This is a genomic window from Micromonospora sp. NPDC126480 (assembly GCF_040302465.1).
Lineage (GTDB): Bacteria > Actinomycetota > Actinomycetes > Mycobacteriales > Micromonosporaceae > Micromonospora.
In genome coordinates this window covers 15,594-41,071 of record NZ_JBEORU010000019.1, presented here as the reverse complement: position 1 = coordinate 41,071, position 25,478 = coordinate 15,594, and the positions used below count along the sequence as shown (strand labels likewise).

The 25,478-nt window shown below is 74.0% G+C and carries 30 protein-coding genes; 12 read left to right on the top strand and 18 right to left on the bottom strand.

Features of this window, described 5'->3' with window-relative positions; all coding sequences use genetic code 11:
* Nucleotides 1–13: 13 nt before the first annotated feature.
* The 3 genes from ABTW87_RS18705 to ABTW87_RS18695 are packed head-to-tail and all read right to left on the bottom strand — an operon-like array spanning nt 14 to nt 2,189.
* Nucleotides 14–262, bottom strand: coding sequence for a MoaD/ThiS family protein (locus ABTW87_RS18705; protein ID WP_350652087.1), 249 nt, complete (start codon nt 260–262; stop codon nt 14–16).
* A gap of 2 nt (nt 263–264) precedes the next feature.
* Nucleotides 265–1,278: a GTP 3',8-cyclase MoaA gene (gene moaA / locus ABTW87_RS18700; protein WP_350652086.1), complete on the bottom strand. Its 1,014-nt coding sequence runs from the start codon at nt 1,276–1,278 to the stop codon at nt 265–267.
* Nucleotides 1,275–2,189: a fructosamine kinase family protein gene (locus ABTW87_RS18695; protein ID WP_350652085.1), complete on the bottom strand. Its 915-nt coding sequence runs from the start codon at nt 2,187–2,189 to the stop codon at nt 1,275–1,277. Before ABTW87_RS18695 ends, moaA begins: the two co-directional genes overlap by 4 nt.
* 160 nt (nt 2,190–2,349) lie before the next feature.
* Between ABTW87_RS18695 and ABTW87_RS18690 the strand changes: the two genes are divergently transcribed.
* The 3 genes from ABTW87_RS18690 (at nt 2,350) to ABTW87_RS18680 (ending at nt 5,364) form a co-directional block, all read left to right on the top strand.
* The gene (locus tag ABTW87_RS18690) at nt 2,350–3,432 is read left to right on the top strand and encodes a DUF4192 domain-containing protein (RefSeq protein ID WP_350652084.1); all 1,083 of its coding nucleotides are present in this window, start codon (nt 2,350–2,352) and stop codon (nt 3,430–3,432) included.
* A gap of 64 nt (nt 3,433–3,496) precedes the next feature.
* The gene (locus tag ABTW87_RS18685) at nt 3,497–4,069 is read left to right on the top strand and encodes a helix-turn-helix domain-containing protein (protein WP_350652083.1); all 573 of its coding nucleotides are present in this window, start codon (nt 3,497–3,499) and stop codon (nt 4,067–4,069) included.
* Entirely contained in the window at nt 4,057–5,364 is a 1,308-nt protein-coding gene (locus ABTW87_RS18680) for an MFS transporter (RefSeq protein ID WP_350652082.1), read from the top strand. The genes ABTW87_RS18685 and ABTW87_RS18680 overlap by 13 nt, the downstream gene beginning before the upstream one ends.
* Nucleotides 5,365–5,481: 117 nt before the next feature.
* On the opposite strand, the gene fdhD is transcribed toward ABTW87_RS18680, so the two are convergent.
* Nucleotides 5,482–6,330, bottom strand: a complete 849-nt coding sequence (fdhD, locus tag ABTW87_RS18675) for a formate dehydrogenase accessory sulfurtransferase FdhD (RefSeq protein WP_350652081.1) — start codon at nt 6,328–6,330, stop codon at nt 5,482–5,484.
* A gap of 88 nt (nt 6,331–6,418) precedes the next feature.
* Here fdhD and mobA point away from each other — a divergent pair, with 88 nt between their 5' ends.
* Together mobA and ABTW87_RS18665 are read left to right on the top strand one after the other, a co-directional pair.
* Nucleotides 6,419–7,081, top strand: a complete 663-nt coding sequence (gene mobA, locus ABTW87_RS18670) for a molybdenum cofactor guanylyltransferase (RefSeq protein ID WP_502891610.1) — start codon at nt 6,419–6,421, stop codon at nt 7,079–7,081.
* 5 nt (nt 7,082–7,086) lie between these two features.
* The gene (locus tag ABTW87_RS18665) at nt 7,087–7,344 is read left to right on the top strand and encodes a DUF6457 domain-containing protein (protein ID WP_350652149.1); all 258 of its coding nucleotides are present in this window, start codon (nt 7,087–7,089) and stop codon (nt 7,342–7,344) included.
* A 57-nt stretch (nt 7,345–7,401) separates the two neighbouring features.
* Here the strand turns inward: ABTW87_RS18665 and sigJ are convergent, their stop codons facing one another.
* Both sigJ and ABTW87_RS18655 read right to left on the bottom strand, forming a co-directional pair.
* Nucleotides 7,402–8,277, bottom strand: a complete 876-nt coding sequence (gene sigJ, locus ABTW87_RS18660) for an RNA polymerase sigma factor SigJ (RefSeq protein ID WP_350652079.1) — start codon at nt 8,275–8,277, stop codon at nt 7,402–7,404.
* 32 nt (nt 8,278–8,309) lie between these two features.
* Nucleotides 8,310–8,657 (bottom strand): DoxX family protein, encoded by a 348-nt coding sequence (locus ABTW87_RS18655; RefSeq protein ID WP_350652078.1) that lies wholly within the window; start codon nt 8,655–8,657, stop codon nt 8,310–8,312.
* Between the two features lie 150 nt (nt 8,658–8,807).
* Here ABTW87_RS18655 and ABTW87_RS18650 point away from each other — a divergent pair, with 150 nt between their 5' ends.
* Nucleotides 8,808–9,893, top strand: a complete 1,086-nt coding sequence (locus ABTW87_RS18650) for a T3SS (YopN, CesT) and YbjN peptide-binding chaperone 1 (protein WP_350652077.1) — start codon at nt 8,808–8,810, stop codon at nt 9,891–9,893.
* Nucleotides 9,894–9,959: 66 nt separating this feature from the next.
* Here ABTW87_RS18650 and ABTW87_RS18645 read toward each other — a convergent pair whose 3' ends face one another.
* Together ABTW87_RS18645 and ABTW87_RS18640 are read right to left on the bottom strand one after the other, a co-directional pair.
* Nucleotides 9,960–11,855, bottom strand: coding sequence for a beta-propeller domain-containing protein (locus ABTW87_RS18645; protein WP_350652076.1), 1,896 nt, complete (start codon nt 11,853–11,855; stop codon nt 9,960–9,962).
* A gap of 107 nt (nt 11,856–11,962) precedes the next feature.
* Nucleotides 11,963–12,421: an Lrp/AsnC family transcriptional regulator gene (locus tag ABTW87_RS18640; RefSeq protein ID WP_350652075.1), complete on the bottom strand. Its 459-nt coding sequence runs from the start codon at nt 12,419–12,421 to the stop codon at nt 11,963–11,965.
* A gap of 59 nt (nt 12,422–12,480) precedes the next feature.
* On the opposite strand from ABTW87_RS18640, the gene ddaH reads away from it, so the two are divergent.
* Nucleotides 12,481–13,314 (top strand): dimethylargininase, encoded by an 834-nt coding sequence (gene ddaH / locus ABTW87_RS18635; protein ID WP_350652074.1) that lies wholly within the window; start codon nt 12,481–12,483, stop codon nt 13,312–13,314.
* An 82-nt stretch (nt 13,315–13,396) separates the two neighbouring features.
* On the opposite strand, the gene ABTW87_RS18630 is transcribed toward ddaH, so the two are convergent.
* Together ABTW87_RS18630 and ABTW87_RS18625 are read right to left on the bottom strand one after the other, a co-directional pair.
* Nucleotides 13,397–14,602, bottom strand: coding sequence for an ABC transporter substrate-binding protein (locus ABTW87_RS18630; RefSeq protein ID WP_350652073.1), 1,206 nt, complete (start codon nt 14,600–14,602; stop codon nt 13,397–13,399).
* A gap of 87 nt (nt 14,603–14,689) precedes the next feature.
* A complete protein-coding gene (locus ABTW87_RS18625) occupies nt 14,690–15,478 on the bottom strand; it encodes an alpha/beta hydrolase family protein (protein WP_350652072.1) in 789 nt (262 codons plus the stop codon).
* A 100-nt stretch (nt 15,479–15,578) separates the two neighbouring features.
* Here ABTW87_RS18625 and ABTW87_RS18620 point away from each other — a divergent pair, with 100 nt between their 5' ends.
* Nucleotides 15,579–16,181, top strand: coding sequence for a bacterial proteasome activator family protein (locus ABTW87_RS18620; RefSeq protein ID WP_350652071.1), 603 nt, complete (start codon nt 15,579–15,581; stop codon nt 16,179–16,181).
* Between the two features lie 59 nt (nt 16,182–16,240).
* Here ABTW87_RS18620 and ABTW87_RS18615 read toward each other — a convergent pair whose 3' ends face one another.
* The 3 genes from ABTW87_RS18615 to ABTW87_RS18605 all read right to left on the bottom strand — a co-directional run bounded on the left by ABTW87_RS18615 (nt 16,241) and on the right by ABTW87_RS18605 (nt 18,778).
* Nucleotides 16,241–17,053, bottom strand: coding sequence for an HAD family hydrolase (locus tag ABTW87_RS18615; protein ID WP_350652070.1), 813 nt, complete (start codon nt 17,051–17,053; stop codon nt 16,241–16,243).
* Nucleotides 17,053–17,874, bottom strand: coding sequence for an HAD family hydrolase (locus ABTW87_RS18610; protein WP_350652069.1), 822 nt, complete (start codon nt 17,872–17,874; stop codon nt 17,053–17,055). Before ABTW87_RS18610 ends, ABTW87_RS18615 begins: the two co-directional genes overlap by 1 nt.
* A 184-nt stretch (nt 17,875–18,058) precedes the next feature.
* On the bottom strand, nt 18,059–18,778 hold the full coding sequence (locus tag ABTW87_RS18605; protein ID WP_350652068.1) for a hypothetical protein: 720 nt from the start codon (nt 18,776–18,778) through the stop codon (nt 18,059–18,061).
* 132 nt (nt 18,779–18,910) lie between these two features.
* Here ABTW87_RS18605 and ABTW87_RS18600 point away from each other — a divergent pair, with 132 nt between their 5' ends.
* The 3 genes from ABTW87_RS18600 to ABTW87_RS18590 all read left to right on the top strand — a co-directional run bounded on the left by ABTW87_RS18600 (nt 18,911) and on the right by ABTW87_RS18590 (nt 20,598).
* Nucleotides 18,911–19,342 (top strand): OsmC family protein, encoded by a 432-nt coding sequence (locus ABTW87_RS18600; protein WP_350652067.1) that lies wholly within the window; start codon nt 18,911–18,913, stop codon nt 19,340–19,342.
* Nucleotides 19,343–19,442: 100 nt separating this feature from the next.
* Nucleotides 19,443–19,787, top strand: coding sequence for a metallopeptidase family protein (locus tag ABTW87_RS18595; protein ID WP_350652148.1), 345 nt, complete (start codon nt 19,443–19,445; stop codon nt 19,785–19,787).
* Between the two features lie 88 nt (nt 19,788–19,875).
* Nucleotides 19,876–20,598 (top strand): AIM24 family protein, encoded by a 723-nt coding sequence (locus ABTW87_RS18590; RefSeq protein WP_350652066.1) that lies wholly within the window; start codon nt 19,876–19,878, stop codon nt 20,596–20,598.
* Nucleotides 20,599–20,634: 36 nt separating this feature from the next.
* Here the strand turns inward: ABTW87_RS18590 and pheA are convergent, their stop codons facing one another.
* The 5 genes from pheA to ABTW87_RS18565 all read right to left on the bottom strand — a co-directional run bounded on the left by pheA (nt 20,635) and on the right by ABTW87_RS18565 (nt 24,080).
* Nucleotides 20,635–21,591 carry a prephenate dehydratase gene (gene pheA, locus ABTW87_RS18585; protein ID WP_350652065.1) on the bottom strand — a complete coding sequence of 319 codons (957 nt, stop codon included), beginning with the start codon at nt 21,589–21,591 and terminating at the stop codon, nt 20,635–20,637.
* 9 nt (nt 21,592–21,600) lie between these two features.
* Entirely contained in the window at nt 21,601–22,158 is a 558-nt protein-coding gene (locus tag ABTW87_RS18580; RefSeq protein ID WP_350652064.1) for a hypothetical protein, read from the bottom strand.
* 88 nt (nt 22,159–22,246) lie between these two features.
* Nucleotides 22,247–22,630 carry an ACT domain-containing protein gene (locus ABTW87_RS18575; RefSeq protein WP_350652063.1) on the bottom strand — a complete coding sequence of 128 codons (384 nt, stop codon included), beginning with the start codon at nt 22,628–22,630 and terminating at the stop codon, nt 22,247–22,249.
* A 74-nt stretch (nt 22,631–22,704) separates the two neighbouring features.
* Entirely contained in the window at nt 22,705–23,163 is a 459-nt protein-coding gene (locus ABTW87_RS18570; protein ID WP_350652062.1) for a hypothetical protein, read from the bottom strand.
* A 176-nt stretch (nt 23,164–23,339) separates the two neighbouring features.
* A complete protein-coding gene (locus ABTW87_RS18565) occupies nt 23,340–24,080 on the bottom strand; it encodes a hypothetical protein (protein WP_350652061.1) in 741 nt (246 codons plus the stop codon).
* Between the two features lie 208 nt (nt 24,081–24,288).
* Between ABTW87_RS18565 and ABTW87_RS18560 the strand changes: the two genes are divergently transcribed.
* Entirely contained in the window at nt 24,289–25,467 is a 1,179-nt protein-coding gene (locus ABTW87_RS18560) for an arginine deiminase (protein ID WP_350652147.1), read from the top strand.
* Nucleotides 25,468–25,478 lie beyond the last annotated feature (11 nt).

Genomic DNA, 25,478 nt, shown 5'->3' with positions numbered 1-25,478 from the left:
CGTGGAGCCTCCCTCAGCCGCCCGCGAAGGGGGGCAGAACGTCGATCGTGGCCCCCGCCGGCAGGGGTGCCCGACGATCATGACAGTTCACGCCGTCGACCAGGAAGCTCGCCGCGCGGAGCACGCCGGCCAGCCGCTCGCCGTGCCGGTCCGCCAGCTCGGTCAACAGGTCGTCCAGCGACCGGCCGGCCGACGCGGTCTCCTCGGTGCGGCCGGCCGCGGCCCGCGCCCCGGCGAAGTAGCGGACGGTGACGGTCGGCACGATCAGCCTCCGATCGCGGACATCGGCCGGGTGGGTTGCAGGAACGTCGGATCGTCGATGCCGTGACCGGCCCGCTTGGCCCACGTCGCGGTGCGCCAGCGCCGGGCCAGCTCGTCGTCGTCCGCCCCGGCCCGCAGCGCGCCGCGCAGGTCGGACTCCTCGGTGGCGAACAGGCAGTTGCGGACCTGGCCGTCGGCGGTCAGCCGGGTGCGGTCGCAGTCGCCGCAGAACGGGCGGGTCACGGTGGCGATCACGCCGACCCGGGCCGGGCCGCCGTCGACCAGCCAGGTCTCGGCCGGCGCCGCGCCGCGCTCGGCCGGGTCGGCGGTCAGGTCGTACGCGGACCGCAGCGCGGCGAGGATCTCGTCGGCGGTGACCATGCTCGCCCGGTCCCAGCCGTGCTGGGCGTCAAGCGGCATCTGCTCGATGAACCGCAGCTCGTAACCGTGGTCGAGGGCGAAGCGGAGCAGCGCCGGGGCCTCGTCCTCGTTGACGCCGCGCATCAACACCGCGTTGACCTTGACCGGCGTGAGCCCGGCCTCCGCCGCGCCGGCCAGCCCGGCGAGCACGGCGTCCAGCCGGTCCCGACGGGTCAGCCGGCTGAACCGCTCCCGGTCGAGGGTGTCCAGCGAGACGTTCACCCGGTCCAGACCGGCGGCGCGCAGGGTCGGTGCCAGCCGCTCCAGGCCGATGCCGTTGGTGGTCAGCGAGATGCGTGGACGGGGGGTCATCGCCGCGACCGCCGCGACGATGCCGACCAGGCCCGGCCGGATCAGCGGCTCGCCGCCGGTGAACCGCACCTCGGTCACCCCGAGCCGCGTCACCGCGACCCGGACCAGGCGGATCACCTCGTCGTCGTCGAGCAGCTGCGGCCCGGCGAGCCACGGCAACCCCTCCGCCGGCATGCAGTACGTGCAGCGCAGGTTGCACTTGTCGGTCAGGGAGACCCGCAGGTCCCGGGCGACGCGGCCGTACCGGTCGACGAGGACGCCGTCGGTCGGTCGGTCGGCGCTCACGAGTCGACCGTAGCGCGATCGGGCCCGGCCAGGGTGACACGGGCGGTGTGAGCGACCGCATCCCGGTAGGCCGCCCCGAACAGCGCGGTGTGCACCAGCAGCAGGTGCAGCTGATGCAGGGGGACCCGCTCCCGCCAGCCGTCGGCCAGCGGCCACGTCTCGTGGTAGGCGGCCCGGATCCGATCCAGGTGCGGCGCGCCGCCGAACAGCGCGAGCTGTGCGAGGTCGGTCTCCCGGTGACCGCCGTGCGCGGCGGGATCGACCAGCCAGACCCGGTCGTCGGCGCCCCACAGCAGGTTGCCCGGCCACAGGTCGCCGTGGAGCCGGGCCGGTTGCTCGTCGCCGCCGAGCTCGGTGATCCGGTCGACCACCCGCTCAACCAGGTCGCGCTCCGGCGGGCCGAGCGCGCCGTTGTCGACCGACAAGCGCAGGTAGGGAAGCAGCCGCCGCTGGCTGAACCAGCGGGACCAGGGGCCGTCGTCGGGCGTGTTGTCCGCCGGCAGGGCACCGATGAATCCGGGCCACTCGGCGCCGAAGGCCGGCGCGCCGGCCCGGTGCAGAGCGGCCAGCTCCCGACCGAACCGCTCGGCGGCCTCCGGGCCGGGCTCGCCCGGGTCGACCCACTCCAGCGCCAGCAGGTCGGGCAGCGCCACGATCACGTCCGGCACGGCGACCGTGCCCGCGTCCCGCAGCCAGCGCAGCCCGGCCGCCTCGGTGGCGAAGAAGTGCTCCGGTCGTGGCCGGGTGGCGTGCTCGGGCCAGGTCTTGGCGAAGACCGAGTGCCCGTCGTCGAGGGTGAGGCGCGAGGCGGCGCAGATGTCGCCCCCGGCGACCGGCGTCTCCCGGATCCGCTGATGGGTCAGGAAGGTCGGCAGGTGCTCCGGGTGGTCCCGCAGGTACGCCAGATCCATGACGGGACGGTAGCGCGTGGCTGCGACGAGATGGGCCGTGCCGGAAGCTGGACCGTGCCGGAAGACGCTGAGCTGCGCGGTTACGGTGCGTACCTGTGGATGAGCCGCGTGTCGTCCACAGGGGCGGACAGGGCGTGCCTGCGCGGCGCAGGCTGCCGGCATGACCTCGACCGACATCCCGCGGCTCTCCGTCCGGTCTCCCGGCGACCTGATCGCCGCCGTGCCGTACCTGCTCGGGTTCCACCCCGCCGACAGCGTGGTCGTGGTGGCCATGCGCGGTAAGCGGGTCACCTTCGCCGCCCGCTCCGATCTCTCCGACCTGGCCGGGCCCGTCGACGCGGGCCGCCCCGCTGCCGGGGCCGGCGGGCCGGTCGAGCCGGCCCGGCACGTCGCGGCGGTGGTGGCGCGCCAGCTCGCCGATCGCGCCACGGTCCTCGGTTACGGAACCGCGTCCCGGGTCACCCCCGCGGTCGACGCGGTGTGCGCGGCCCTCGCCGAGGCCGGGATCCCCGTGCTCGACGCCCTGCGGGTCACCGACGGCCGGTACTGGTCGTACCTGTGCGACGAGCCGGAGTGCTGCCCACCTGACGGCCGGCCGTACGACGCCCGGGCCAGCGAGATCACCGCCGCCGCGGTCTTCGCCGGTCAGGTCGCCCTGCCCGATCGGGACGCCCTGGTAGCGCAGGTGGCGCCGGTGGAGGGCACGGAGCGGACCGGACTGCGGCTGGCCACCGAGCGGGCGCTGCGCAGGCGGGCCGACCTGGTCGACGCCGCACCCGCGGCGGACCTGCTCGGTGGGCGCGCACTCCGGGCGGCGAGTCGGGCCGCGATCCGGGTCGCGCTGCGCCGGTACCGGCGGAGTGAGCGGATCGACGACGACGAGGTGGCCTGGCTGAGCCTGCTGCTCACCGACCTGACCGTGCGGGACCACGCCTGGGAACGCACGGACGGACGGGACGCCGACATCGCTCTCTGGACCGATGTCCTGCGCCGCGCCGAGCCGGAGTTCATCGCCGCGCCGGGCGCGCTGCTCGCCTTCGCCGCCTGGCGAGCGGGGCACGGGGCGCTGGCCGCCGTCGCACTCGAGCGGGTGCTCACCGTTCACCCCGACTACTCGCTGGCTCTGCTCCTGGACGACCTGCTCCGACGTGGCGTGCCGCCGTCACGCCTCGACGGCTGGCCGGCGGTGCGGCTTTCCGGCCTGGCGCGCCGCCGCGGGAAGGGCCGCCGGGGCACCCGCTGAGCGGAAACCACCGTCATTAACAAGACATCTTGTACGCCACTTCTTGTACGTCTAGTCTGGCGGCATGCCGGAGGACGACACCCTGCACCTCACCGACCCACGGGCGATGCGGGCGCTTGCCCACCCCACCCGGCTGCGGCTCCTCGGCGAGCTGCGGACCCGCGGCCCACAGAGCGTCGGCATGCTCAGCGAGCTCGTGGACGAGGCGGTCGGCTCGGTCAGCTACCACCTGGGCAAGCTCGCCGAGCACGGCTTCGTGCGGGAGGCGCCGGAGTGTGCCCGTAGCCGGCGCGAGCGCTGGTGGCGGGCCTCGCACGCGCGGACCGCGTGGGAGCCGCTCGAAGTGCTCGACGACCCGGAGCGCAAGGCCGCCTCCGACCTGCTGCGGCGCGCGGTACTCCAGCGCTATGTGGAGCGGCTGCAGGCGTACCTCGACGCGGAGGCGGGTTTCGAGCCCGAGTGGGTGCGTGGCACCGCCAGCAGCGACAGTCTGTTCCACCTGACCAGCGACGACCTGGTGGAGCTGCGTGCCGACCTGGAGGCGCTGGCCGCCCGGTGGGCGGCGCGCAGCGACCCGGGCCGGGCCGGCTCGCGGCCGGTCGCGCTGATCTACCACGCCTTCCGGTGGCCGCAGTGAACACCGCCGGCCGCGCGGCCGGGGCGAGCCGGCTCGCCGCCGGACCGGTGACCGGCCGCACCCCACCGGTCGCGGCGCGCACCCGGGTCCCACTTGTCGGCCTGCTGGTCAGCCATGTCGTCTCGCTGACCGGCAACATGCTCACGCTCATCGCCCTGCCGCTGTACGTGCTCGCCGAGACCGGCTCGCCGGCCGCCACCGGCCTGGCCGGTGCGGTCGCCACCGCCCCGGTGATACTCGGCGGCGCCCTGGGCGGTGTCGTCGTCGACCGGATCGGCTACCGGCGGGCGGCCGTGCTGGCGGACCTCGTCTCCGGGGCGACGATCGGGGCGGTCCCGCTGCTTGCGGCAACCGTGGGCCTGCCGTTCTGGGGTCTGCTGGCGCTGGTCTTCCTCAGCGGACTGCTCGACACTCCCGGCCAGACCGCGCGGACGGCGCTGCTGCCCGAGGCCGCCACCGCCGCCGGGCTGCCGGTGGAGCGGGCGATCGGCTGGTTCGAGGCGGCCGAACGGGCGGCCCGGCTGCTGGGCGCACCGGTCGCCGGGCTCCTGGTCGCCACCCTCGGGGCGCTGCCCGTGTTGGCGATCGACGCCGTCACGTTCGCCGTGTCGGCGCTGCTCGTCGCCGTGCTCGTGCCGGCTGGCCTGCAGGCCGCCGCCGATCCTCGCGAGGCCGTCGACGGCGGCTACTGGCGGCAGTTCGCGGCGGGGGTGCGGTTCCTGGTCACCGAACCCCTCCTACGTGCACTGGTGCTGCTGGTGCTGGTCACCAACTTCCTCGACGCGATGAAGAGCAACGTCCTGCTGCCGGTCGTCGCCGACCGGGAACTCGGCGGCGGCACCGCATTCGGGCTGCTGGTCGGCGCGATGGGCGGCGGTGCGCTCGCCGGGTCGCTGGCGTTCAGCGCGGTCGGCCACCGGCTGCCCCGGCGCGCCACCTTCGTCGTCGCGTTCGCGGTGGCCGGGGCGCCGCCCTTCTGGAGTCTGGCCGCGGGACTGCCGCTCGCGGCGCAGGTCGCCGTCTTCGCCGTCGCCGGGTTCGCCGCCGGGGCGATCAACCCGCTGATCGGCGCGGTCAAACTCGAACGGGTGCCGCCCCGGATGCGGGCCCGGGTGTACGGCGTCATCGGCGCCGGTGCGTGGGCAGCCATCCCGCTCGGCGCGCTCAGTGCCGGCGTCGCCGGCGAGCACGTCGGCACCACGCCCACGCTCGTCGCGGCGGGCGCCGCGTACCTGCTTGTGGTCCTGACGCCGTTGCTCGGCGGTCCGTGGCGGACCATGGGCCGCTCGCGTTAACAAGGGGCCCTTCCTCTACCGCAGGCGTTAAAAAGGGGCCCTTCCTTACACCGCGACCGCCCGGAGCGCGTCGTCACCGGGGGTACGCCTCCTCCCGTCAGCCGGCTGCGGGCAGGTTCAGTCCACCACGCGCTGCGGGTGGGCGTACACGTTCATCGTGCGCCCGCGCAGGAAGCCGACCAGGGTGAGTCCGGCCTCGGCGGCCAGGTCGGCGGCGAGCGTGCTGGGCGCGGAGACCGCCGCGAGCAGCGGCACGCCGGCCATCCACGCCTTCTGCGTCAGCTCGAAGCTGGCCCGGCCGCTCACCAGCAGCAGATGCCCGGCCAGCGGCAGCCGCCGTTCCCGGACCGCCCAGCCGACCACCTTGTCCACGGCGTTGTGCCGGCCGACGTCCTCGCGCAGCACCACCAGGTCGCCGTCCGCGGTGAACAGCCCGGCCGCGTGCAGGCCGCCGGTGCGGTCGAACGCCGGCTGCGCGGCCCGAAGCCGCCCGGGCAGGTCGGCCAGGACCGCCGCCGGCACCCGCAGCGGGTCGTCGGTGACGTTGAACACCGACCGGGTACGCACGGCGTCGATGCTCGCCTTGCCGCACACCCCGCAGGCGCTTGTCGTGTGGAAGTTCCGGTCGGCGGCCGGCTCCGGCACGCCGGGTGCGAGCACCACGTCCACCACGTTGTACGTGTTGGGCGTCTCCGCCCCGGCGCAGAGCTGCGCGGTGTGCACATCGTCGGCCGAGCGGATCAGCCCCTCGGTGAGCAGGAAACCGAGCGCCAGGTCCAGGTCGTCGCCGGGAGTACGCATGGTGACGGTAAGGGGTCGCCGACGGGCGGGGCCGGCCATGCCGACCCGGATCTCCAGCGGCTCCTCCACCGCGAGGGCGTCCCCGCGGCGGACCGAGGTGGGGCGGTCGCCGCCCGCGTCGAGGTCGATCCGCAGCACGCCGCGTCGGTCAGTGGCCCGTCCCATCCCGCCATCCTGCCCCGCGCATCCGGGGTGATCCACTCGGCTTCGCCGAAGTCGGGTCGATCGACTCGGTGCCGGCGGCACGGAGTCGATCGAGAGCGCGGACGTCCCCCGGCGGCGGGACGGCTACCGTGGGCCGGTGAGCGCGTACGCGGCGGTGGTGCTGGCCGGCGGTGCGGCCCGGCGGATGGGCGGTGCGGACAAGCCGGCCCGCCCGGTCGGCGGCCGGCCGATGCGGGACCGGGTGCTGGCCGCGGTCGCCGACGCCGCGCCGCGGATCCTGGTGGGCCCGGCGACCGGCGTCCCGGCCGGGGTGCTGGTGACCCGGGAGGAGCCGCCCGGCGGGGGGCCGGTGGCCGCCGCGGCCGCGGGACTGGCCCTGCTGCCCGCGGACGTCGCCGTGGTCGCCCTGCTCGCCGGCGACCTGCCCCTGCTCAGCCGCACCGCGGTCGGCCACCTCCTACGTCACCTCACCGGTCCGCAGGCGGTCGCTCCGGGCCCGGCCGCCGACGGAGTGTGCTTCGTCGACGACGCGGGCCGGCGGCAGACGCTGTGCGGGGTGTGGCGGGTGAGCGCGCTGCGCGCCGCGCTCGACCGGCTCGCCGCCGAGCGGGACCTCGCCGGGGCGGCGCTGCGGGCCCTGCAGCACGGCCTCGCCGTGCGGGAGGTCCCATGGCGCGGGGACGGCCCGCCGCCGTGGTTCGACTGCGACACTGACGAGGACGTACGCCGAGCGGAGGAGTGGGCGCGTTGACGATGATGGACGACTGGGTGACGGCGGCGTGCGCGGAACTCGGCCTCGACCCCGCTCAGGTGCCGGTGTCGACCGTGCTCGATCTGGCGAAGGACGTCGCCCACCAGGTGCTGCGGCCGGGCGCGCCGGTCACCGCGTACCTCCTGGGGGTCGCGGTCGGCGGTGGCGCGGACCCGGCCGGTGCGGCGGCGCGGCTGCGTGACCTGGCCGCCACCTGGCCGGTCGAACTGGGCGCCGAGGGCCCCGGCGACAACCCGGCCTGACCGGCACGACGGGCCGCCCACGGCGGCACCGCCGTGACGACCTGGCGGACGTCACCGTCACCAGTCCAGGTCCAGCCGGCGGAGCCGGTCCGGATCCGCGACGACGTCGATGGCGACGATCCGGCCGCCGGTGACGGTGAAGCCCATCACCGACAGCGGGTTCCCGTCGGCCACCACGACGGCGCCGGCCGCCCCGTTCACCAGCGCCGGCCGGGCGAACGGGGAGAGCCGGCCGAACGTGATCGCCTGGGCGGCCACCGTCCGGGCGCCACTGAACACGGTCGTGTGGCGGGCCCGGGCCGTGCCGCCGTCGGAGCGCAGCACCACCTCCGGGTGGAGTACGGCCACCAGCCCGTCGAAGTCACCGTCGCGCGCGGCGGCGAAGAAGGCGTCGACGACGGCGCGCTGGCGACCGAGGTCGGGATCCGGCACCGGCGCCTGACCGCGTACCCGTCGCCGTGCCCGGCTGGCCAGCTGCCGGGCGGCGGCCGGTGAGCGATCGATCATCGGACCGATCTCGTCGAAGGGCACGGCGAACATGTCGTGCAGGACGAAGGCGATCCGCTCGGCGGGCGTGAGGGTGTCCAGCACCACAAGCAGCGCCAGCCCCACCGAGTCCGCGAGCACGGCCGCCCGCTCCGGGTGCGCCGCGTCCTCGCTGCTGACGACCGGATCGGGCACGTGCACGTCGACCGGGTCCTCGGGCCGGGACCGGCGGGAGCGCAGCAGGTTGAGGCAGACCCGCGCCACCACCGTGGTCAACCACGCGTCCAGGTTCTCGACCTCGTCGGTGTCGGCGCGGCTGATCCGCAGCCAGGCCTCCTGCACCGCGTCCTCGGCCTCGCTGAGCGAGCCCAGCATCCGGTAGGCCACCGCACGCAGCCGGCCCCGCTCCTGCTCGAAGCGCGCGGTGAGCCACTCTGGCTGCGGCATCGGCCCTCCTCCTCGTCCGGAGTGTTCCATGATCAGCTGAACGTGCCGATCCCGAGGGCGACGACCACCGGCGCCGCGTAGATCAGTGGGAAGGGGACGTGCGAGTACGCGCGGGCCCGGAGCACGGTGATGACGGCGCCGGTGAAGTACGCCACCAGGGCGAGCCCGGCCACCGTCCCGATCACCGGTAGGACCAGACCGACCAGCAGGCCGGCCGCCCCGGCGGCCTTGGCGGTGCCGAGCCAGGGCCACCACGAGCGCGGAACGCCGTACTCGGCAAGCGGCTGGACGACCCAGCTGGCCCGGAGGAGGACGGCGACGCCGGAGAAGGCCACCATGGCGGCGGCCAGGAGGGTGACGACGAGCTGCGTGACGGACATCGTGCGCTCCCGTGGCTGTGAGGTTAGGGTTCCTAACCTGCCGACACGCGGCGCGCGGCCGATGTGACAAGGGCGCTGTCCGATCCCGGTCGGGCCCGATTCGCGTCCCCCGGTCCCTCGGTAGGGTGACCTTGACGGACGGAGGCGATCATGACGGCGGACCACCCCCCGAGGCCGGCCGGCGGCCTGCCGGAGCACCACGAGTCGATCCTGCTGGACGAGCCGACCACCGCCGACCTGCGGGCCAAGGTGACGCACGCGTGGCGGGAGTTCGCCCGGGCGCTGGCCGACCGGCTGGCGACACTGCCGGTCGGGGCGCACGTGGAGCTGACCCTCGACCCGACGGCCTCCGGCACCGGTGACGCCGTCTACTCGATAAGCATCGACGTCGGACCCGACGGCAGGATCGCCGCGCGGGCCGTCGGCAACGCGGGGCTGCCGGCGGGTTACCGGCTGGACCGGGCGGCCGTCGCGGACATGGTGGCGCTCGGCTGGTCGCCGCCCGGTGTGGTCGAGGGCTCGGGCGAGCAGTTCGGCCTGGACGGCGACGTGGCCGAGGCGACGAAACTCGCCGCCGTGTTCTCGCGTACGTTGCGCGACGTCTACGGCGCCCCGCATCCCGCCTTCCTCGTCTACCTGATCCACGACGCCGACGGCGAGCCGCTGGAGAGCGGACCGCTCGGCACGGCCCGCAGCGAGTTCGGGGTCGACCGCGACGTCGAGGCCGACCTGGACGAGGCGCTCAAGGCCGCGACACCGGGCACCCAGGACGTGCTGGACCTGGCGGACCGGGTCCGCACGGTGGTCTCCACGATGCTGAAGTCGGATTCGGACCGGCTGCAGGTCGACTCGGACGGGGACATCAACATCCGGGCCGGCTCCGCGATGGTCTTCGTGCGGGTACGCGACAACCCGCCGCTTGTCGACGTCTTCTCCCCGGTGCTGACCGAGGTCGAGCCGACGGAGCGGCTGTACGTGAAGCTGTCCGAGCTGACCAACCGCATGCCGATCGGCCGCCTCTACTGCGCCGACGACACCGTCTGGGCGTCCATCCCGGTCTTCGGCCGCAACTTCCAGCCGACCCACCTGATGCTGGCCGTGCAGGTGATGACGGGCCTCGCGGACGAGTTGGACGACCGGCTGCACGGCGAGTTCGGCGGCAAGCGCTTCTTCGGGGAGGGCGACAAGCCGGTCCGGCGGGACGAGGGCGAGCACCGGACCGGGATGTACCTCTGACGACCTGACGGCGGGTGGAGCCCGGAACCCCGAATGACCGGGCCCCACCCACCGGGGGAGGGAGAATCAGGTCGAGGGGAGCCAGGCGAGGCTCCGCGCGGTCGCCGGGTCGCTGGCCCGCAGGCCCGCCTCCGACACCGTCCACAGCGTGTCGCCGACGAGCAGCGACCGGATGACGTGCGCCCCGGGATGGGACACCCGGCCCTGCTCCGTTATCGCGTCCCCGGCCACCCGCAGCAGTCGTACGCCGTCGTCGACCGGGACGGCTACCAGCCCCGTGCCCGGGTCGTACAGGAAGGCGTGCGGGTCGTGCTCGGCCGCCGACCACGCGTGCGGCCGGTGCCAGCGGTCCACCCGGACCGGCCGGGCCGGGTCCCGGACGTCGAAGAGCGACACCTGCACGCCCTGCACCCGTCCGTTCCGGTCCGCCTCCTGCCCGACGCCGAGCAGCCGGCCGTCGGCGAGCGGGTGCAGGTACGCGGAGTAGCCGGTGATCTTCAGCTCGCCGGTCACCCGGGGGGCGGTGTGGTCGGTCAGGTCGAGGGCGTAGAGCGGGTCGGTCCGCCGGAAGGTCACCACGTACGCGGTGCCGCCGAGGTAGCGCACCGAGAAGATCCGCTCGCCCCGGCCCAGTCCGGTGACCGCGCCGACCCGGACCAGGGCGGCGCCCTGCCGGCGCAACACGTGCACCCCCGACTCCGCGGTGCGCACGTCGCCGCCGGTGGTCGTGGCCACCCGGAGGTGCCCCTCCCACTCCGACAGGGCGTACTGGTTGACGAGCCAGCCGGGCACCGAACCGGCGGCCACGTACCGCGGACGGCCGGCGGCGCCGGTGTCGAACTGGTAGATGTCGGTGACCGACGGACCGGTCGGGCGCACCCACCGGCCCGGCCGCGGCGGCCCGCCCAGGTGACGCTCGCCGGCCAGGTAGAGGCTGGTGCCGGTGCCGTAGACGGTGTCCGCGTCGGCGGCCACGCTGACCGGGTCGCCGTCGGTGAGCCGGTCGGCCGCCAGATCGAAGCTGAGCACGGTCAGCACCGAGGTGCCGGTGGTGGTGGTCGGCCGGCTCAGCCGGTCACAGCCGACCTGCCCCGTCCTCCGTTCGGTTCCGGCGCTCCACTCGTACGCCGGCAGCCACGCGTCGATGCCGGCGGCGGCGACGGCGGCCCGGTTGGCGGCGGTGCGCGCCGCGTCCTCGGCGCCGGGCAGCTCGGGGAACGGCACCTGGGCCGCGGACCGGACCACCACCCGGGCGGTGCCGCCGGTCTGCCGGGCGTCGACCGTGCGGCCCTCGATCCGGTACGTGCCGAGCACCCGGGGCGCGCCCGCGAGGTCCACAAGCACCAGCCGGCTGCCGGTGCGGTCGTGCGGAGGCCCGTCCGGGAGGAACCCGGGCCGTGTCACGGCGGGCCGGCGCAGGCCGAGCTCCACGTCCTCGGTGAGCACCAGGGCGCGGTCGCCGTGCAGCAGGAGGTCGTGCTGCGACCAGCCCTTCCCAGACCGGCTGGCGGTGAGGTCGAGGCGACCGGTGACCTGCCGGCTGGCGGGGTCGACGACGCGGAGTACGCCGCCGGTTACCGTGACGATGCGGCGCCCGTCCGTCTTGACCACGTCCGGCTCGTCGACGCCGCGTTCCTGGACGTTGGTGGTCGAGTGCCCCGGCGCCGAGGTGTCCGCCCGGGCCGCGGTCGCTGACTGGGCGATCGCCTCGCGCCTGACATTCGGCATGCCGAATCGACCGTCGCCGAACCCCCACGGGCCGACGTGTGCGGCGGCCGCGGTGCGCAGCGCGGCCAGCGCGTCGGCACAGGAGTCGAAGGAGACCAGCCGGAGCGCAGCGGGCGGCGCCGGCGGGGGAGCCTCGTCCGGCACTCCCGGCGTGGCGGGCAGCGCCGCACTGCCCGCGAGCAGCGTGAGGGCGAGCAGCGCGCCCGCGACGGCGGTCGACCGAGCCGGTGTCATGCCCACTCCGACGCGACCGCCCCCTCTCCGGTTCCGCCGAAGGAAGGGCCCCTTCTTAACGCCTGCGGTAGAGGAGGGGCCCCTTGTTAACAATCCGCCCCGGGCGGTCAGCCGGACGACGGGCCGACGCCCGGGGACTCCACGAGCCGGGAGAGCACGATGGTGCTGCGGGTGGACGTCACGAAGGACTCGGCCCGCAGCCGCTCCAGCGCCGCCTCCAGGTGCGCGATGTCGGCGGCCCGCAGGTGGACGAGGGCGTCCGCCTCGCCGGAAACGGTGTACGCGCCGACCACCTCGGGGTGCCGCCGGGCGGCCACGCCGATCTGGGCGGGGGTCGTCCGGCCGGCGCAGAACAGCTCCACGAAGGCCTCGGTGGTCCAGCCGACGGCGGCCGGGTCCACGACGGCCGTGAATCCCCGGATGACGCCGGCCGCCCGGAGCCGGTCGACCCGTCGCTTGACCGCCGGAGCGGAGAGTGAGACCCGCTGACCGATGTCGGCGTACGAGGCTCGGGCATCAGCGACGAGCAACGCAATGATTCGCTGGTCCACCGCGTCTATCTGCAACGTTCTGCCTCCGGGAAGCAATGGTTGTGGCTGTTATCGCCGTTCCACGGTACCTACCCTTGGTCACCGTGAAGCAGCAGCGAGTGCCGCGAAAGCGGACATATCTCATGTGCTCGCCCGAGCACTTCGCGGTCGAGTACGCGATCAACCCGTGGATGGACGTCACCGCAGCGGTCGACGCGGAGCTGGCGGTCAAGCAGTGGGATCGGCTGCGCGAGACCCTGGTGGGTCTCGGCCACGACGTGCACCTGCTCAGTCCCGAGCCGGGCCTGCCCGACATGGTGTACGCGGCCAACGGCGCGTTCGTCGTCGACGGCACGGTCTACGGCGCTCAGTTCAAGCACGAGCAGCGGACCGCCGAGGCGGCCGTCCACCGCGCCTTCTACGAGACGCAGGGCTGGCGCTTCATCGCCCCGACGGTCACCAACGAGGGTGAGGGCGACTTCGCGTACCTGCCGGCGGCGCACGGCGGTCTCATCCTCGCCGGGTACGGGTTCCGGACCGATCCCGCCGCCCACGCCGAGGCGCAGGAGGCGCTGGGCCGGCCGGTGGTCTCGCTGCGGCTGGTCGACCCCCGCTTCTACCACCTCGACGTGGCGCTCGCCTCGATCGACGACGGCAACGTCGTCTACTACCCGGGCGCCTTCTCGGCCGCCAGCCAGAAGGTCCTGGCCCAGCTCTTTCCGGACGCGGTGGTGGCCGACGACGCCGACGCCCTCGCGTTCGGCCTGAACCTGGTCAGCGACGGGCTCAACGTCGTCCTCAACAGCGAGGCGACCGGGCTCGCCGGCAAGCTGGAGGCGGCCGGCTACCAGCCGGTGCCGGTCGAGCTGGCCGAGCTGAAGAAGGGCGGCGGCAGCGTGAAGTGTTGCATCGCGGAGCTGCGCCACTAGGGCGCCGGCCGCTTCGGCGAGCACGCGGAGAGGGCCGGTCTCCCGGACGGGAGACCGGCCCTCTCGCTGCGCCTTGGTGGGTTCAGCCGAGCGTGGCCAACTCGGTGATGAGTACGTTGGCCAGCACCTGGCCGTCGAGCTGGACCTCGCGGAGGTACCACTTCTGCTGCGGCGTGCGCGGCTGGTTGAACTGCCACACCCCGCGCGGGCTGTCGATCTGGCCGATCTTGCCGAGGGCGAGGTTCACGTCCTGCGCGGAGGGCGACTCGCCCGCGATCCGGATCGCCTGGTTGAGCACCTGCGCCGCGTCGTACGACGCCATGGCGTAGGTGGTCGGAGAGCTGCCGTGCTTCTTCCGGTACGCCGAGGCGAAGAGCCGGTTGGCCGCGTTGTTGATGTCGGGCGAGTAGTTGAGAGCGGTCTGGATGCCGACGACGTCCTTCTCGTCCTTGAAGCTCTCCAGCACGGTGCCCTCGGTGAGGAAGCCCGGGGCGTAGATCGGGCCGCTGTATCCCTCTTCCCGCAGCTGCTTGATGAACTCGATCGCCGCCGCGCCGGTGTAGAAGCAGAAGACACCGTCCGGCTGGCGCCGGAGGGCAGCCTGGATGTCGCGGCGGAAGGCGGTCTTGCCCGGGGTCCCGGCGAAGTTCTGGGTCCAGGTGACCGGGTCCTTGATCCGCGGGTCGGACTCGCCGAACTCCTGCCGGAAGCCCCGCAGCACGTCCTGAGCGGCCGCGGACTCCGGCATGATGATCGCGATCCGTCGCGGCCCGTCCGACACCGGCAGGCTCCGCAGGTACCGGCCGAGGGCCCGGCCGGCCTCGTCGAGCACGTACGAGGTACGCCAGATGTAGAAGACGCTCTGCAGGTTGGTGGGCGAGGCGTTGGACCCGACCAGCGGCACCCGGGCCTGCTCCACCGTGTCCTTGATGCCGAACATGACGGCCGAGCTGACCACGCCGGTGAGGGCCAGGACGCCCTGCTTGAGCAGTTCATCGACGGCGGCACGGCCGGTCTTCTCGTCGTCGCCCTCCTCGGCGGTGATCAGCTCGGTCGGGTGCCCGCCCAACAGCCCCTGGTTGAGCTCCAGGAAGAGCTGGAAGCCGTTGACGATCTCGGCGCCGATCTCCTTGAGGTTGCCGACCTGCGGTGCGATCAGGCCGATCTTGATCGGGCTGAGCTGCGCCGCGGACTCGGGTTCACTGTCGTCGCCACATCCGGCCACGAGTCCGGCCGTACCGAGCGCGGCCAGCAGTTGTAGGGCCCGCCTGCGGTTCATCTGTGACACCGAGTTCCTTCCGAATGTTTGCCGGGCGGGTTGCGCCCCTCCGGCGTTCTACCTGCTCCGCGACGCTCCGTCAATGCCTAATGATCTTCAAGCGAGAGACCGCAACGCAGTGGATACCTCCGGCCAGGCCGGCGACTCCGGGTCAATGAGACCGAAGTGCTCGCAAGTTGGCAGCTCAACGAGGCGTACATCACCCCCGGCGGCTCGTTCGGCGGCCACGAAATCCCGGCTCATCGCCACCGGCACCTGCTGGTCGAGCGCACCATGGATGACTACGGTCCGTGCTGGGATCGGCACCAACGATCGTGGATCACAGGCCGCGTACCGGTCCGGTACGTCGGCCGGGCCGCCACCGAGCAGCGCGGACACCGCTCCGGAGTCCAGGTCCAGCCGGTGCGCCTCGGCGAGGTCCGTCACCGGGGCCAGGGCGAGGACGCCGCCGACCGCGCCCGGTCGGACCGCAGCGGCGTACAGGGCCAGCTGCCCGCCGGCGGAGTGACCGACGAGGAGCGGCGCGCCGGGCGGCACCTCGCCCGGCAGCGCCTCGGCCGCTAGGCGGGGCAGCTCGGACACCCCGGCCAGGACGTCGGCCAGGGTCCCGGGCCAGCCGCCGTCGGGCTGCCCGGTCCGGCGGTACTCCAGTTGGGCGACCGGGTGACCGAGCGCGGCCAGCGCGCTCGCCAGCGGGCCGGTGTGCCGGCGGTCGTACTCCGCGCGCCAGAACCCGCCGTGCACCACGATCACCAGCCGCCGGGCCGGACCGGTCCCGGCCGGCCGGCGCAGATCCGCGACCTGCTCGGGGTGGTCGCCGTACGCGACGGTGGCGTCCGGGGCCGGCGCGGGGCGGGTGAGCACGGCACGCGGATCGCTGGGCATGCCCGCGACGTTAGCGCGCCGCGACGGTCCCGCGCCGTCCCCACCCGATCGTCGTCGGCCGCCGGTCCCGGGGCGCATCGGGGGGTGCGGCTGGGTAAAGATGGATCCCATGACCGAAGCGCAGTCAGCTGGACAGAACGACGAGCCGGACCAGGACGGCACCGCCCGCACCGGCACCGTGGTGGTGGTCGGGCCCGACGGCCGGCCGGTCGGCACGGTGCAGACCGACGAGGGACCGGGCGAGGACCCGGCCCGCCTGGTCGAGCAACCGGCCAAGGTGATGCGGATCGGCAGCATGATCAAGCAGCTGCTGGAGGAGGTCAAGGCGGCACCGCTGGACGACGCCAGCCGGTACCGCATGCGGGAGATCCACGAGCGGTCGATCGTCGAGCTCAAGGAGGGGCTCGCTCCCGAGCTGCGGGAGGAACTGGAGCGCATCTCGCTGCCCTTCACCGACGAGAAGGCGCCCAGCGAGGGCGAGCTGCGTATCGCGCACGCGCAGCTCGTGGGCTGGCTGGAGGGGCTCTTCCACGGGATCCAGGCGGCCCTCGTCGCGCAGCAGATGGCCGCCCGCGTGCAGCTGGAGCAGATGCGCTCAGGCCGCCAGGCGCTGCCGAGCGGCCCCGGCGGCGTGCTGCCGGGCATGCCCGGCATGGGCCAGCCCTCCGGCGGCGAGGGACACAGCACCGGCCAGTACCTCTGACCAACTGGGCGGCCGGCCGCCACGGCCGGCCGCCACGGCCGGCCGCCACGGCCGGCCGCTCAGCCCAGCCCGAAGACCCGCTCCAGGTACGCGGCCACCCCGTCGGCCGTGTTCGCCTCGGTGACCTCGTCCGCGATCTTCAGGACGGCGTGGTGCGCGTTGGCGACCGCGACGCCCCGACCCGCCCAGGTCAGCATCGGCACGTCGTTGGGCATGTCGCCGAAGGCCAGCACGTCGGCGGGGTCGACACCGTGCCGGGAGCAGTACCAGGCCAGGCCGGCCGCCTTGGTCACCCCCGCCGCGGAGATCTCGACCAGACCGGAGTACGACGAGTGGGTCGCCTCGGCAAGCCCGGCCAGCGCCCCGGCGACAAGTGCGACGAAGGCGTCCGGGTCCTGCTCGCCGGCGCGGGCCAGCAGCTTCACCGCCGGGGCGGAGTGCAGCTCCTCCGGGCTCTCCACCGCCCGGATCGCGTCGTGGTCGGCGTCCCACCGCAGCGGGTAGTGCGGCTCGTGCCGCATCTCCCGGCTGTCGACGATCTCCACCGCGAAGCTCACCCCGGGCACCTCGGCACGCAGCCGGCGGGCCACCTCGGCGAGCAGTTCGGGGGCGAGCGGGTCGGCCCGCAGCACCTCGTCCGTGACGGGGTCGTAGACGACGGCGCCGTTGGCGCAGATCGCCGGCAGCGGCTCGGTGAGCTGGTCGTACACCAGCTTGAGCCAGCGGATGGGTCGGCCGGTGACCAGCACGACCGGCGTGCCCAGCGCGGCGATCCGGGCCAGGACCCCGGCGGTGCGCGGGCTCAGCGTCCGGTCGTCGCGGAGCAGCGTGCCGTCGATGTCGGTGGCGACCAGCCGGGGTGGCTCTCCCATCAGCGGGAGAGTAGTCGATCGAGGTACACCGCCACCCCGTCGTCGTCGTTGCGCAGAGTGATCTCGTCGGCCACCGTGCGAACCGCGGGGTGGGCGTTTGCCACCGCCACCCGGCCCCAACCGGCCCAGGCGAACATCGGCAGGTCGTTCGGCTGATCGCCGAAGACAAGCACCTCGGCCGGGTCCACGCCGAGCCGTTCGGCGACCACGGTGAGCCCGGTCGCCTTGTCGACGCCCGGCGGGCAGATCTCGACGAAGCCCAGGCCGGCCTGGGTGAGCGTGGCGACCTGCGGCGGCACGATCCGCCGAGCGACCTCCAGCAGCTCGTCGACGTGGTGGTCGGCGGTACGCGCGAACGCTTTGATCACATCGCAGGAGAGGCACTCGGCTCGGCTGCGCGCCTCGACCCGGTCCTGGTAGGGCCAGCTCGGGTGGCGATCGCCCCAGAGCGGCGCGTCATGCTCGTCGGACGCCTCGACCATCACGGTCAGCGGACCGACCTCGGCCTCGAGTTCGGCGAGGAGTTCGGCCAGCACGGTGCCGGACAGCCGCTCGTCGCGCAGCACCAGCGGCCCGTCCGGGTCACTCTGGTCGACCACCCGGCCACCGCCGGCCATCACCAGGAAGTCGGCGGCGCGGATGTCGTTGCGGGTCAGCTCGGTGAGCCGGGGCCCGCGACCGGTCGCGCCGACCACCGGGATGCCGGCGGCCCGCACCCGGTCGAGCACCTCGTGGGTGTACGCGGAGACCGTGTCGTCGCTGCGGACGAGGGTCCCGTCCAGATCGGTGGCGATCAGCTTGGGCAGGCCCGGGCGGGTCATCGTTCCTCCTTCGCCCGCCGCCGTCGCGGCCAGCCGTTCCGGTCGTGCGACCCGGCGTGACGGCGGGCAGCAACCGTACCTCGCGGAACCGGTCGCGACCATGGCGTTCAGGCGAATCCGGTGCCAACGGAGAGCACCCGCCGGGTGACCCGGCGCCGGTGGGCGTCGGCGCGGGCGGGCGGGGTCAGACCGGCGGTTCCGGGCGGGCGAACGGGATGGCGGGGCCGACGGTGAGGTCGGCCGGCGGCGGCAGGTCGTCGCCCGGGTCGTCCCGGTGGGAACGGCGTCGCCCGGTGGGCGGCAGCGGCTCGGCGACCTCCGGTGCCGGGGCGGTTGCGGCGGCGGCCGGGGCGAGCAGGAGTGCCGCCCCGAGGAGTGCGCAGGCCAGGAATGCGGTGACGATGCCCCGCCCGTACTCGATGTCGAAGCCGGCCTGCTCGCCGTAGTAGAGGGCGCGCATGTCGCTGTCGCCGATCGTGGTGGTCGCGGCGACGAGCATCGCGAGCAGGCCGGCCGCCAGTGCCAGGCCGGCGATGCGGGCGTTGCCCCGGACGGTGCCGGTGCCGCGCAGCGCGAGGGCGACGGCCACGGCCAGCCCGAGCAGGCCGACGAGGTACCCCGCGCCGAAGCCGCCCACGCTCGAGACCCCTTCGGGCAGGCGGAGCTGTCCACCGTCCGGACCGGCGGTGGGCAGGGTCAGCACCACCCACTCGCCGATCAGCGAGGCCAGCCCGGCGGCGGCCCCGAGGCCGGCGACGACGAAGGGCAGGCGGCGGTCGCGGGCGAGCTCGGCGAGGAAACGCCGGCTCCGGCCGGGCGGCCGGGGATCGGCCCCGCCCCACTCCACGACGGCGGCGTCGTCGGACCGGTCCTCCTGCCGGGGAATCGGAAGATCCTGGGACATGGTGGCACCCCTTCCGGATCGGCGCGCCCTGAGCGGAATCATGACACAGGCGGTGGCCGGCGGGCCGGACCCGCGCGCCCGGGGTGCACCGGCCGGTCGCCCCAGGGCCGGCTTTCGACTAGCGTCGGGTGCATGCCTATCCGTACCGCTTCCGCACGTTGGCAGGGCAATCTCACCGAGGGTTCCGGCACCGTCCGCACCGGCAAGGGCGGCCTGGAGGGGAACTACTCCTTCAAGTCGCGCTTCGAGGAGGGTGAGGGCACGAATCCGGAGGAGCTGATCGGCGCCGCGCACGCCGGCTGCTTCTCGATGGCCCTCTCCAAGCAGCTCGCCGACGCCGGCGCGTCCGGCATCTCGGTGGAGACCACGGCCAAGGTGCACTTCGACAAGACCGACGCGGGCATGACGGTCACCCGGATCGACCTGGAGACGGTCGGTCAGGTGCCCGGCATGGACGAGGCGCAGTTCACCAAGCTGGCCGAGGTGGCCAAGGAGAACTGCCCGATCTCGCGCCTGCTCTCCCCGGGTGCCGAGATCACCCTGTCGGCCCGCCTCGCCTCCTGACCGGGCGTCCGCCCGGAACGAGTGGCCATCCGGCGCTGGATGGCCACTCGTCGCGCGCGCCCCTGCCGGCCGGCGAGTGGGCAGAATGGGTGCCGTGGCGGTGGAGATGAGCCGGGAGCGGTTCGAGGAGCTGGTCGGTGACGCGCTCGACGAGGTCCCGGAGGAGCTGCTCGCCCTGATGAGCAACGTGGTCATCCTGGTCGAGGACGATCCGCCGCCGGGCGAGGACCTGCTCGGGCTCTACGAGGGGCACGCCCTGACCGACCGCGGCTGGGACTACGGGGGCGTCCTGCCGGACCGAATCCTGATCTACCGCAACCCGATCCTGCGCATCTGCGACACCGAGGACGACGTGGTGGACGAGGTCGCCGTCACGGTGGTGCACGAGATCGCCCACCACTTCGGCATCGACGACGACCGCCTGCACGAGCTGGGCTGGGGTTGACCCCACCGCCCCGGTCAGCCGATGCCGCACGTTGCGGACCTCACCTACCGTCGGCGGCAAGGCACCGCGAACTGTAGGAGGCACGTCCATGCGCAGCGAACTCTTCTCCTCGGAGAACCTGGAGAAGGAGTCCGCCCAGCCCGGTATGCGGCTGCAGAACTCCAAGATGCTCAAGATCGAACTCAACGGCGAGGCGATGGCCCGGGTCGGGTCGATGGTGGCCTACCAGGGGCACGTGCAGTTCCAGGCACTCGGCTCCGGCGGGCTCGGCAAGTTCCTCAAGCAGAAGCTGACCGGCGAGGGTGTCCCGCTCATGAAGGTCACCGGCCAGGGCGACGTCTTCCTGGCCGACTTCGCCAAGGACGTGCACATCATCGAGCTGGAGCCGGGTGACGCCCTGTCCATCAACGGCTCGAGCGTGCTCGCCTTCGACGCCAGCCTCCAGTACGACATCCGCATGGTCGGCGGCGCCGGCATGGCCTCGTCGTCCGGGCTGTTCAACTGCGTCTTCAGCGGCCACGGCCGGATCGCCATCACCACCAAGGGCACACCGGTCGTACTCAACGTGGACGCGCCGACCTACGTCGACCCGCAGGCTGCGGTCTGCTGGTCCGCCAACCTGCAGACCGGCTACCACCGCGCGGAGCAGCTCGGCCTGGGCACGCTGCTCGGCCGGCGCACCGGCGAGGCCTTCACGATGAGCTTCGCCGGCCAGGGCTTCGTGGTCGTCCAGCCCTCCGAGGAGCCGCCGGTCATGGGCAGCGGCACCCAGGAGCAGCAGGGCGGCCTCCTCGGCGGCCTGCTCAGCTGAGTTGCCGGGCGTTCCGCCGGCCGGCGGAACGCCCGCTCAGCTCAACTCGCCGCGGCGCAGCCGCGCCAGCCAGGCGGCGGCGTCCGAGTAGTCGGCGTCGGAGAGCCCGGCCGGCGCGGGGACCGGCCGGTCACCCGTCGTCGCGGTCCAGCGGTGCCGCGGGTACGACCCGAGGAACCGCACGTCCGCGCACACCCGGCGCAATCCCTGCAGCGCCTCGCCGAGGCGGACGTCGGCCACGTGGCCGGTGCAGTCGAGGAAGAACACGTACCGGCCGAGTGCCTCACCGGTCGGGCGGGACTCGATGCGGGTCAGGTTGACCCCCCGCACGGCCAGCTCCATCAGCACCGACAGCAGCGCGCCGACCCGGTCGTGGGCGATGTAGACGGCCAGCGAGGTCACGTCGTCCCCGGTCGGCGGCGGAGGCGGGCCCGGCCGGGAGACCAGCGCGAACCGGGTCACCGCGTCCGGATGGTCGGCGATCTTGTCGGCCAGCACCTCGAGCCGGTGCCGGGTTGCGCCGATCGGGGCGCAGATCGCCGCGTCGTACTCGCCGGCCGCGGCGCCGGCCGCGGCGGCGCCGTTGGAGAGCACGTCGATCACGGCGGCGTCCGGCAGGTGCGTACGCAGCCAACCTCGGCACTGGGTGGACGCCTGCGGGTGGGCGGCGACGCTGCGGACCGCGTCGAGGCGGACGCCGGGGCGGGCACCGAGCACGAACTCGACCGGCAGGATCACTTCGCGCGTGATCACCAGCGGGTCGCCCTCGGCCAGTTCGTCAAGCGTCACCCCGACCGCGCCGCCGATGGAGTTCTCCAGCGGCACGAGCGCCGCGTCCGCCTCCCCGGCCCGTACGCTCTCCAGCGCCTCCCCGACGCTGCGGGCGGGCGTGCGGCTGGCCCGCTCCGCGGCGGGGATGGTGCGCAGCGCCTGCTCGGCGAAGGTGCCCTCGGGCCCGAGGAAGACGAAGCGGGTCGGCGGTGTTCCCGGCATGGCGACAGCCTACGCACCCGGTGGGGTGAGCGGGCCGGCGTCGCAGGCCAGGGTGCGGACGCCGACCGGGGCGGTGACCCGGACCTCCACGGTGCAGACGTCGGTCCCGGCGGTGACCAGGCGCGGCGCCGCCCCGGTTCCCCGGGTCACCACCTGCAGCGGCTCGTACCCGGTGACGTCGAGGACGGTGTAGTGCCAGTCCTCCGCGCAGAGCGGGCCGGTCCGCACCCGTACCCTGGCGTCGCGGGGCAGAACGTCACGCCCGCGTACCAGGTCGGTGACCCGCTGGCCGGACGGGCCGGCCGTGCACGCGACGGCGACGAGGCCGCCGGTGGGCGTCGGTGTCGACAGGCCGGGCAGCCCGGTCGGCGCGTTCGTCGGAGGCGCGGTCGGTGTGCCGGTAGGGGCGGGTTGGGCGGTCCGGGCGGTCCGGGTAGGTGTGGGACTGCGCAGCTCGGGCGGGGCGCCGCAGCCCGCGGACACCGCCAGCAGCACCGCGACGGCGGTCAGCCGGTGGCGGCGGGAGGACGGGCGGTCGGTGGCGTGGCGGGGCGGGGTGGGCGGCACGGACGATCCTCGGGGCATCGACGTGGGTCGTTTCGGCCGGAGCGGGCCGAGCCCATCGTAGGAGTATCCGGCGGCCGGGAGAAGCCACCTAGGTGATCACCCGGTGCCCGGCCCGGTCGAGCGCCGTGACCGCCTCGTCGAGGCGTACTGCGGGGACCAGCACGTAGTCGGTGTCATAGGTGGAGAAGGCCACCACGGTGACCCGGGCCTCGGCAAGCGGGTCGACGAGCGCGGCCAGGGTGCCGGAGACCGCGAGGTCGAGCGGACCGGCCACCCGCAGGCAACGCCAGGCGGTCTCGGTCTGCTCGGGCGCCCGGGTGGCGGGGCAGATCACCGACAGGCCGTCGGCCGTCCAGCTCACCGTCACGACGTCGCCGTCGCTCAGCCCGCCCGGCAGGTCGGGCGGCAGGGCGGAGCCGGCCGCCAGGCGGCAAACGGCGTACTCACCCGGCAGCAGAGCGATATCCAGCATGAAGGCACCTTACGGCCTCGGCCGGCAACCGCCCCAGCTTCGTGCGTGCGGCGAACGCCACACGCCGCCGCAGGTCAGACCTCGGAGAAGAAGGTGAGGGAGCCGGCGACGGCCCCGCCGCGGAGAACGGGGGTGGAGATGGCGTCGACGGTGGCGTCGGGATCCTCGGGGGAGGCCCCCTCGATCCGGAGCAGCCCGCGGGCCAGACGGCCGGAGGAGAGGGCGAGCAGCGGCGGGATCTTGTCGATCTCCGGCTCGGCCAGCTCGCCCCGGTTGGCGGTGAAGTCGAGCAGCCGCAGGCCGCCGTCGAGCAGCGGCCGCCCGATCACGTCCTGCGGGGCGCCCAGGCAGAGCAGCTCGCACCCGGACGCGGAGACGGCGACCACCCGGGTCTCGGCGTCGATCAACAGGCAGGGCTCGTCCGCCCGGGAGACGGTCGCGGACCACCGACCGACGTTGTCGGACCCCTGCTCTGTCGGTGTCCGTGCCGTCGGCGCGAACACTTCCGAGAGCGAGAGTTCGACGTGGGCCACCGAGCCTCCTATGTACACCGACGGTCTGTCCACGCTAGCTCGTCCCGTGGCCGGGCGCTGACCGCGCCGAGGCGACCAGGCCGCCGGTGGGTGTTCCAGGCCCGGACCGGGCGGTCGGCGACGGCGCGACCGGCGGGTGCCGGCCGGACCCGGGGCGCGTGGCGTCGCGGCTGACGTTACCGCCGGCCGACCGGCTTGTCAGCGGCCGTTCGGCCCTCCTCGTACCAACGGTAGTCGGCCGCCGGCCGGTAGCTCCCGTTCAGCCACGTGGCCGGGTGCTGCGCGACCTGGGAGAGCTTCTCCGCGGTGGCCGGGCTGATCCGGTTGCCGGCGGCGACGAGCAGCCGGTCCAACTCGCGGTGGGTGGCCATGAGGCAGTCCTTCGGGAGGCCGTAGACGCTGATGACGCCGGACCCGACGAAGGTCAGCACCGGCGTCACCGGAACCGGCAGCCCCACCGCGTCGCTCAGGGCCTTGCTCGCCCGCTTGGCGTCGCGCCGGGCCTCCGCCACGTACGGCGGGCGCTTGCCGTTGATCTGCACGACGTCACCGGCCACCAGGACCCGGGCCCGGCCGTGGTCGGCGATGGTGACCGCGTAGAGCCCGCTCGGGCCGATGGCGAGGAAGCCGGCGCGGTCGTCCCCGCCGTGCTCGCGCAGCAGGTCGATGGCGTCGGTGCGGGGCCACTCGATGACGTGCCACGCCGGACCGAGATGGTCGAGGCGGCCCAGCGCCCGCGCGCCGGCCGCCTCCAGCCGCCGCGCCCCCCGCTCGGCCCGCAGTCGGCGGGCCCACTCCAACGGGGACGGACGGGCCGGTGTGAGAACCCCCGGGGCCTCCGCCCGGGGGTGCGGCACCGCCACGGGCGGCAGTGCCCGGGCGGACGGTACGGCTCGACGAGCGGGGAAGACAGTCATCGCGACCTCCGGCAAAAGGTCCCTCGAAGTTATGTCCCCACTACCCTACGTTGCCGGTCCGGGGGGCCGGCAAGTCGGAGCGCCGGAATGACTGTGGATGAATGCCATATTCACCCACAGTCGTTTTGCCGGATGCCGAGAAACCCTGCCCTACGCTGCCAGAGTGACGCACTACGTGGACAGTGAGGTCGGTCGGCTCGGCACGGTCATGCTGCACCGCCCGGGGCCCGAACTGGCCCGGCTCACCCCCCGGAACAACGATTCGCTGCTCTTCGACGCCATCCCGTGGGTCGGCCGCGCCCAGGAGGAGCACGACGCGTTCGCCGCCGCCCTGCGCGACCGGGGCGTCGAGGTGCTCTATCTGGTGGAGCTGCTCGCCGAGACACTCGCCGTCGCCGACGCCCGCGCCGAACTCACCGAGCAGGTGCTGCGCTCGCCCCGGCTCGGCGACCAGCTGCGCGCCCGGGTCGCCGACCACCTCGCGTACCTCGACCCGGCGGCACTGGCCGACGTGCTCGTCGCCGGGCTGGCCCACGAGGAACTGCGGCTCGGTCGGGACCGTCCGGGTGGCCTGGTCTACACGTTGATGGACCGGCACGATTTCGTCATCGACCCGCTGCCCAACCTGCTCTTCACCCGGGACTCGTCGGTCTGGATCGGCGACCGTGTCGCGGTCACCAGCCTGGCCATGCCGGCCCGGAGCCGGGAGACCACCCTCACCGAGGCCATCTACCGTCACCACCCGCGGTTCGCCGGCACCGAGTTCGTCTACCACCCCTGGCTGGAGCACCTGGAGGGCGGTGACGTGCTGCTGCTCGCCCCCGGCGTGCTGGCGGTCGGGGTGGGCGAGCGGACCACGCCGGCGGGCGCCGAGCGCCTCGCCCGCCAGGTCTTCGCCTCGCGGCTGGCGCACACCATCCTGGTCGTGCCGATCGCCCAGGAGCGCGCCACCATGCACCTCGACACCGTCTGCACGATGGTCGACGTCGACGCGGTGCTGATGTACCCGAACATCGCCAGCACGCTGTCCGCGTACACCGTCATCGCCGGCGCCGACGGCGAGGACCCGCGGGTGGACGGGCCGGCGCCGTTCCTGCGGGCCGCCGCCGACGCGATGGACCTGGACCAGCTCCGGGTGATCGACACCGGCCTGGACCCGGTGACCGCCGAGCGGGAGCAGTGGGACGACGGCAACAACACGCTCGCCCTCGCCCCCCGGCTCTGCGTCGGCTACGAGCGCAACACGGAGACCAACGCGCAGCTCGAGCGGGCCGGCATCGAGATCATCCCGATCGCCGGCTCCGAGCTGGGCTCCGGTCGCGGCGGCCCACGGTGCATGTCCTGCCCCCTGGTCCGCGACCCACTGAAAGGAGGGGCCCCTTCTTAACGTCTCCGGTA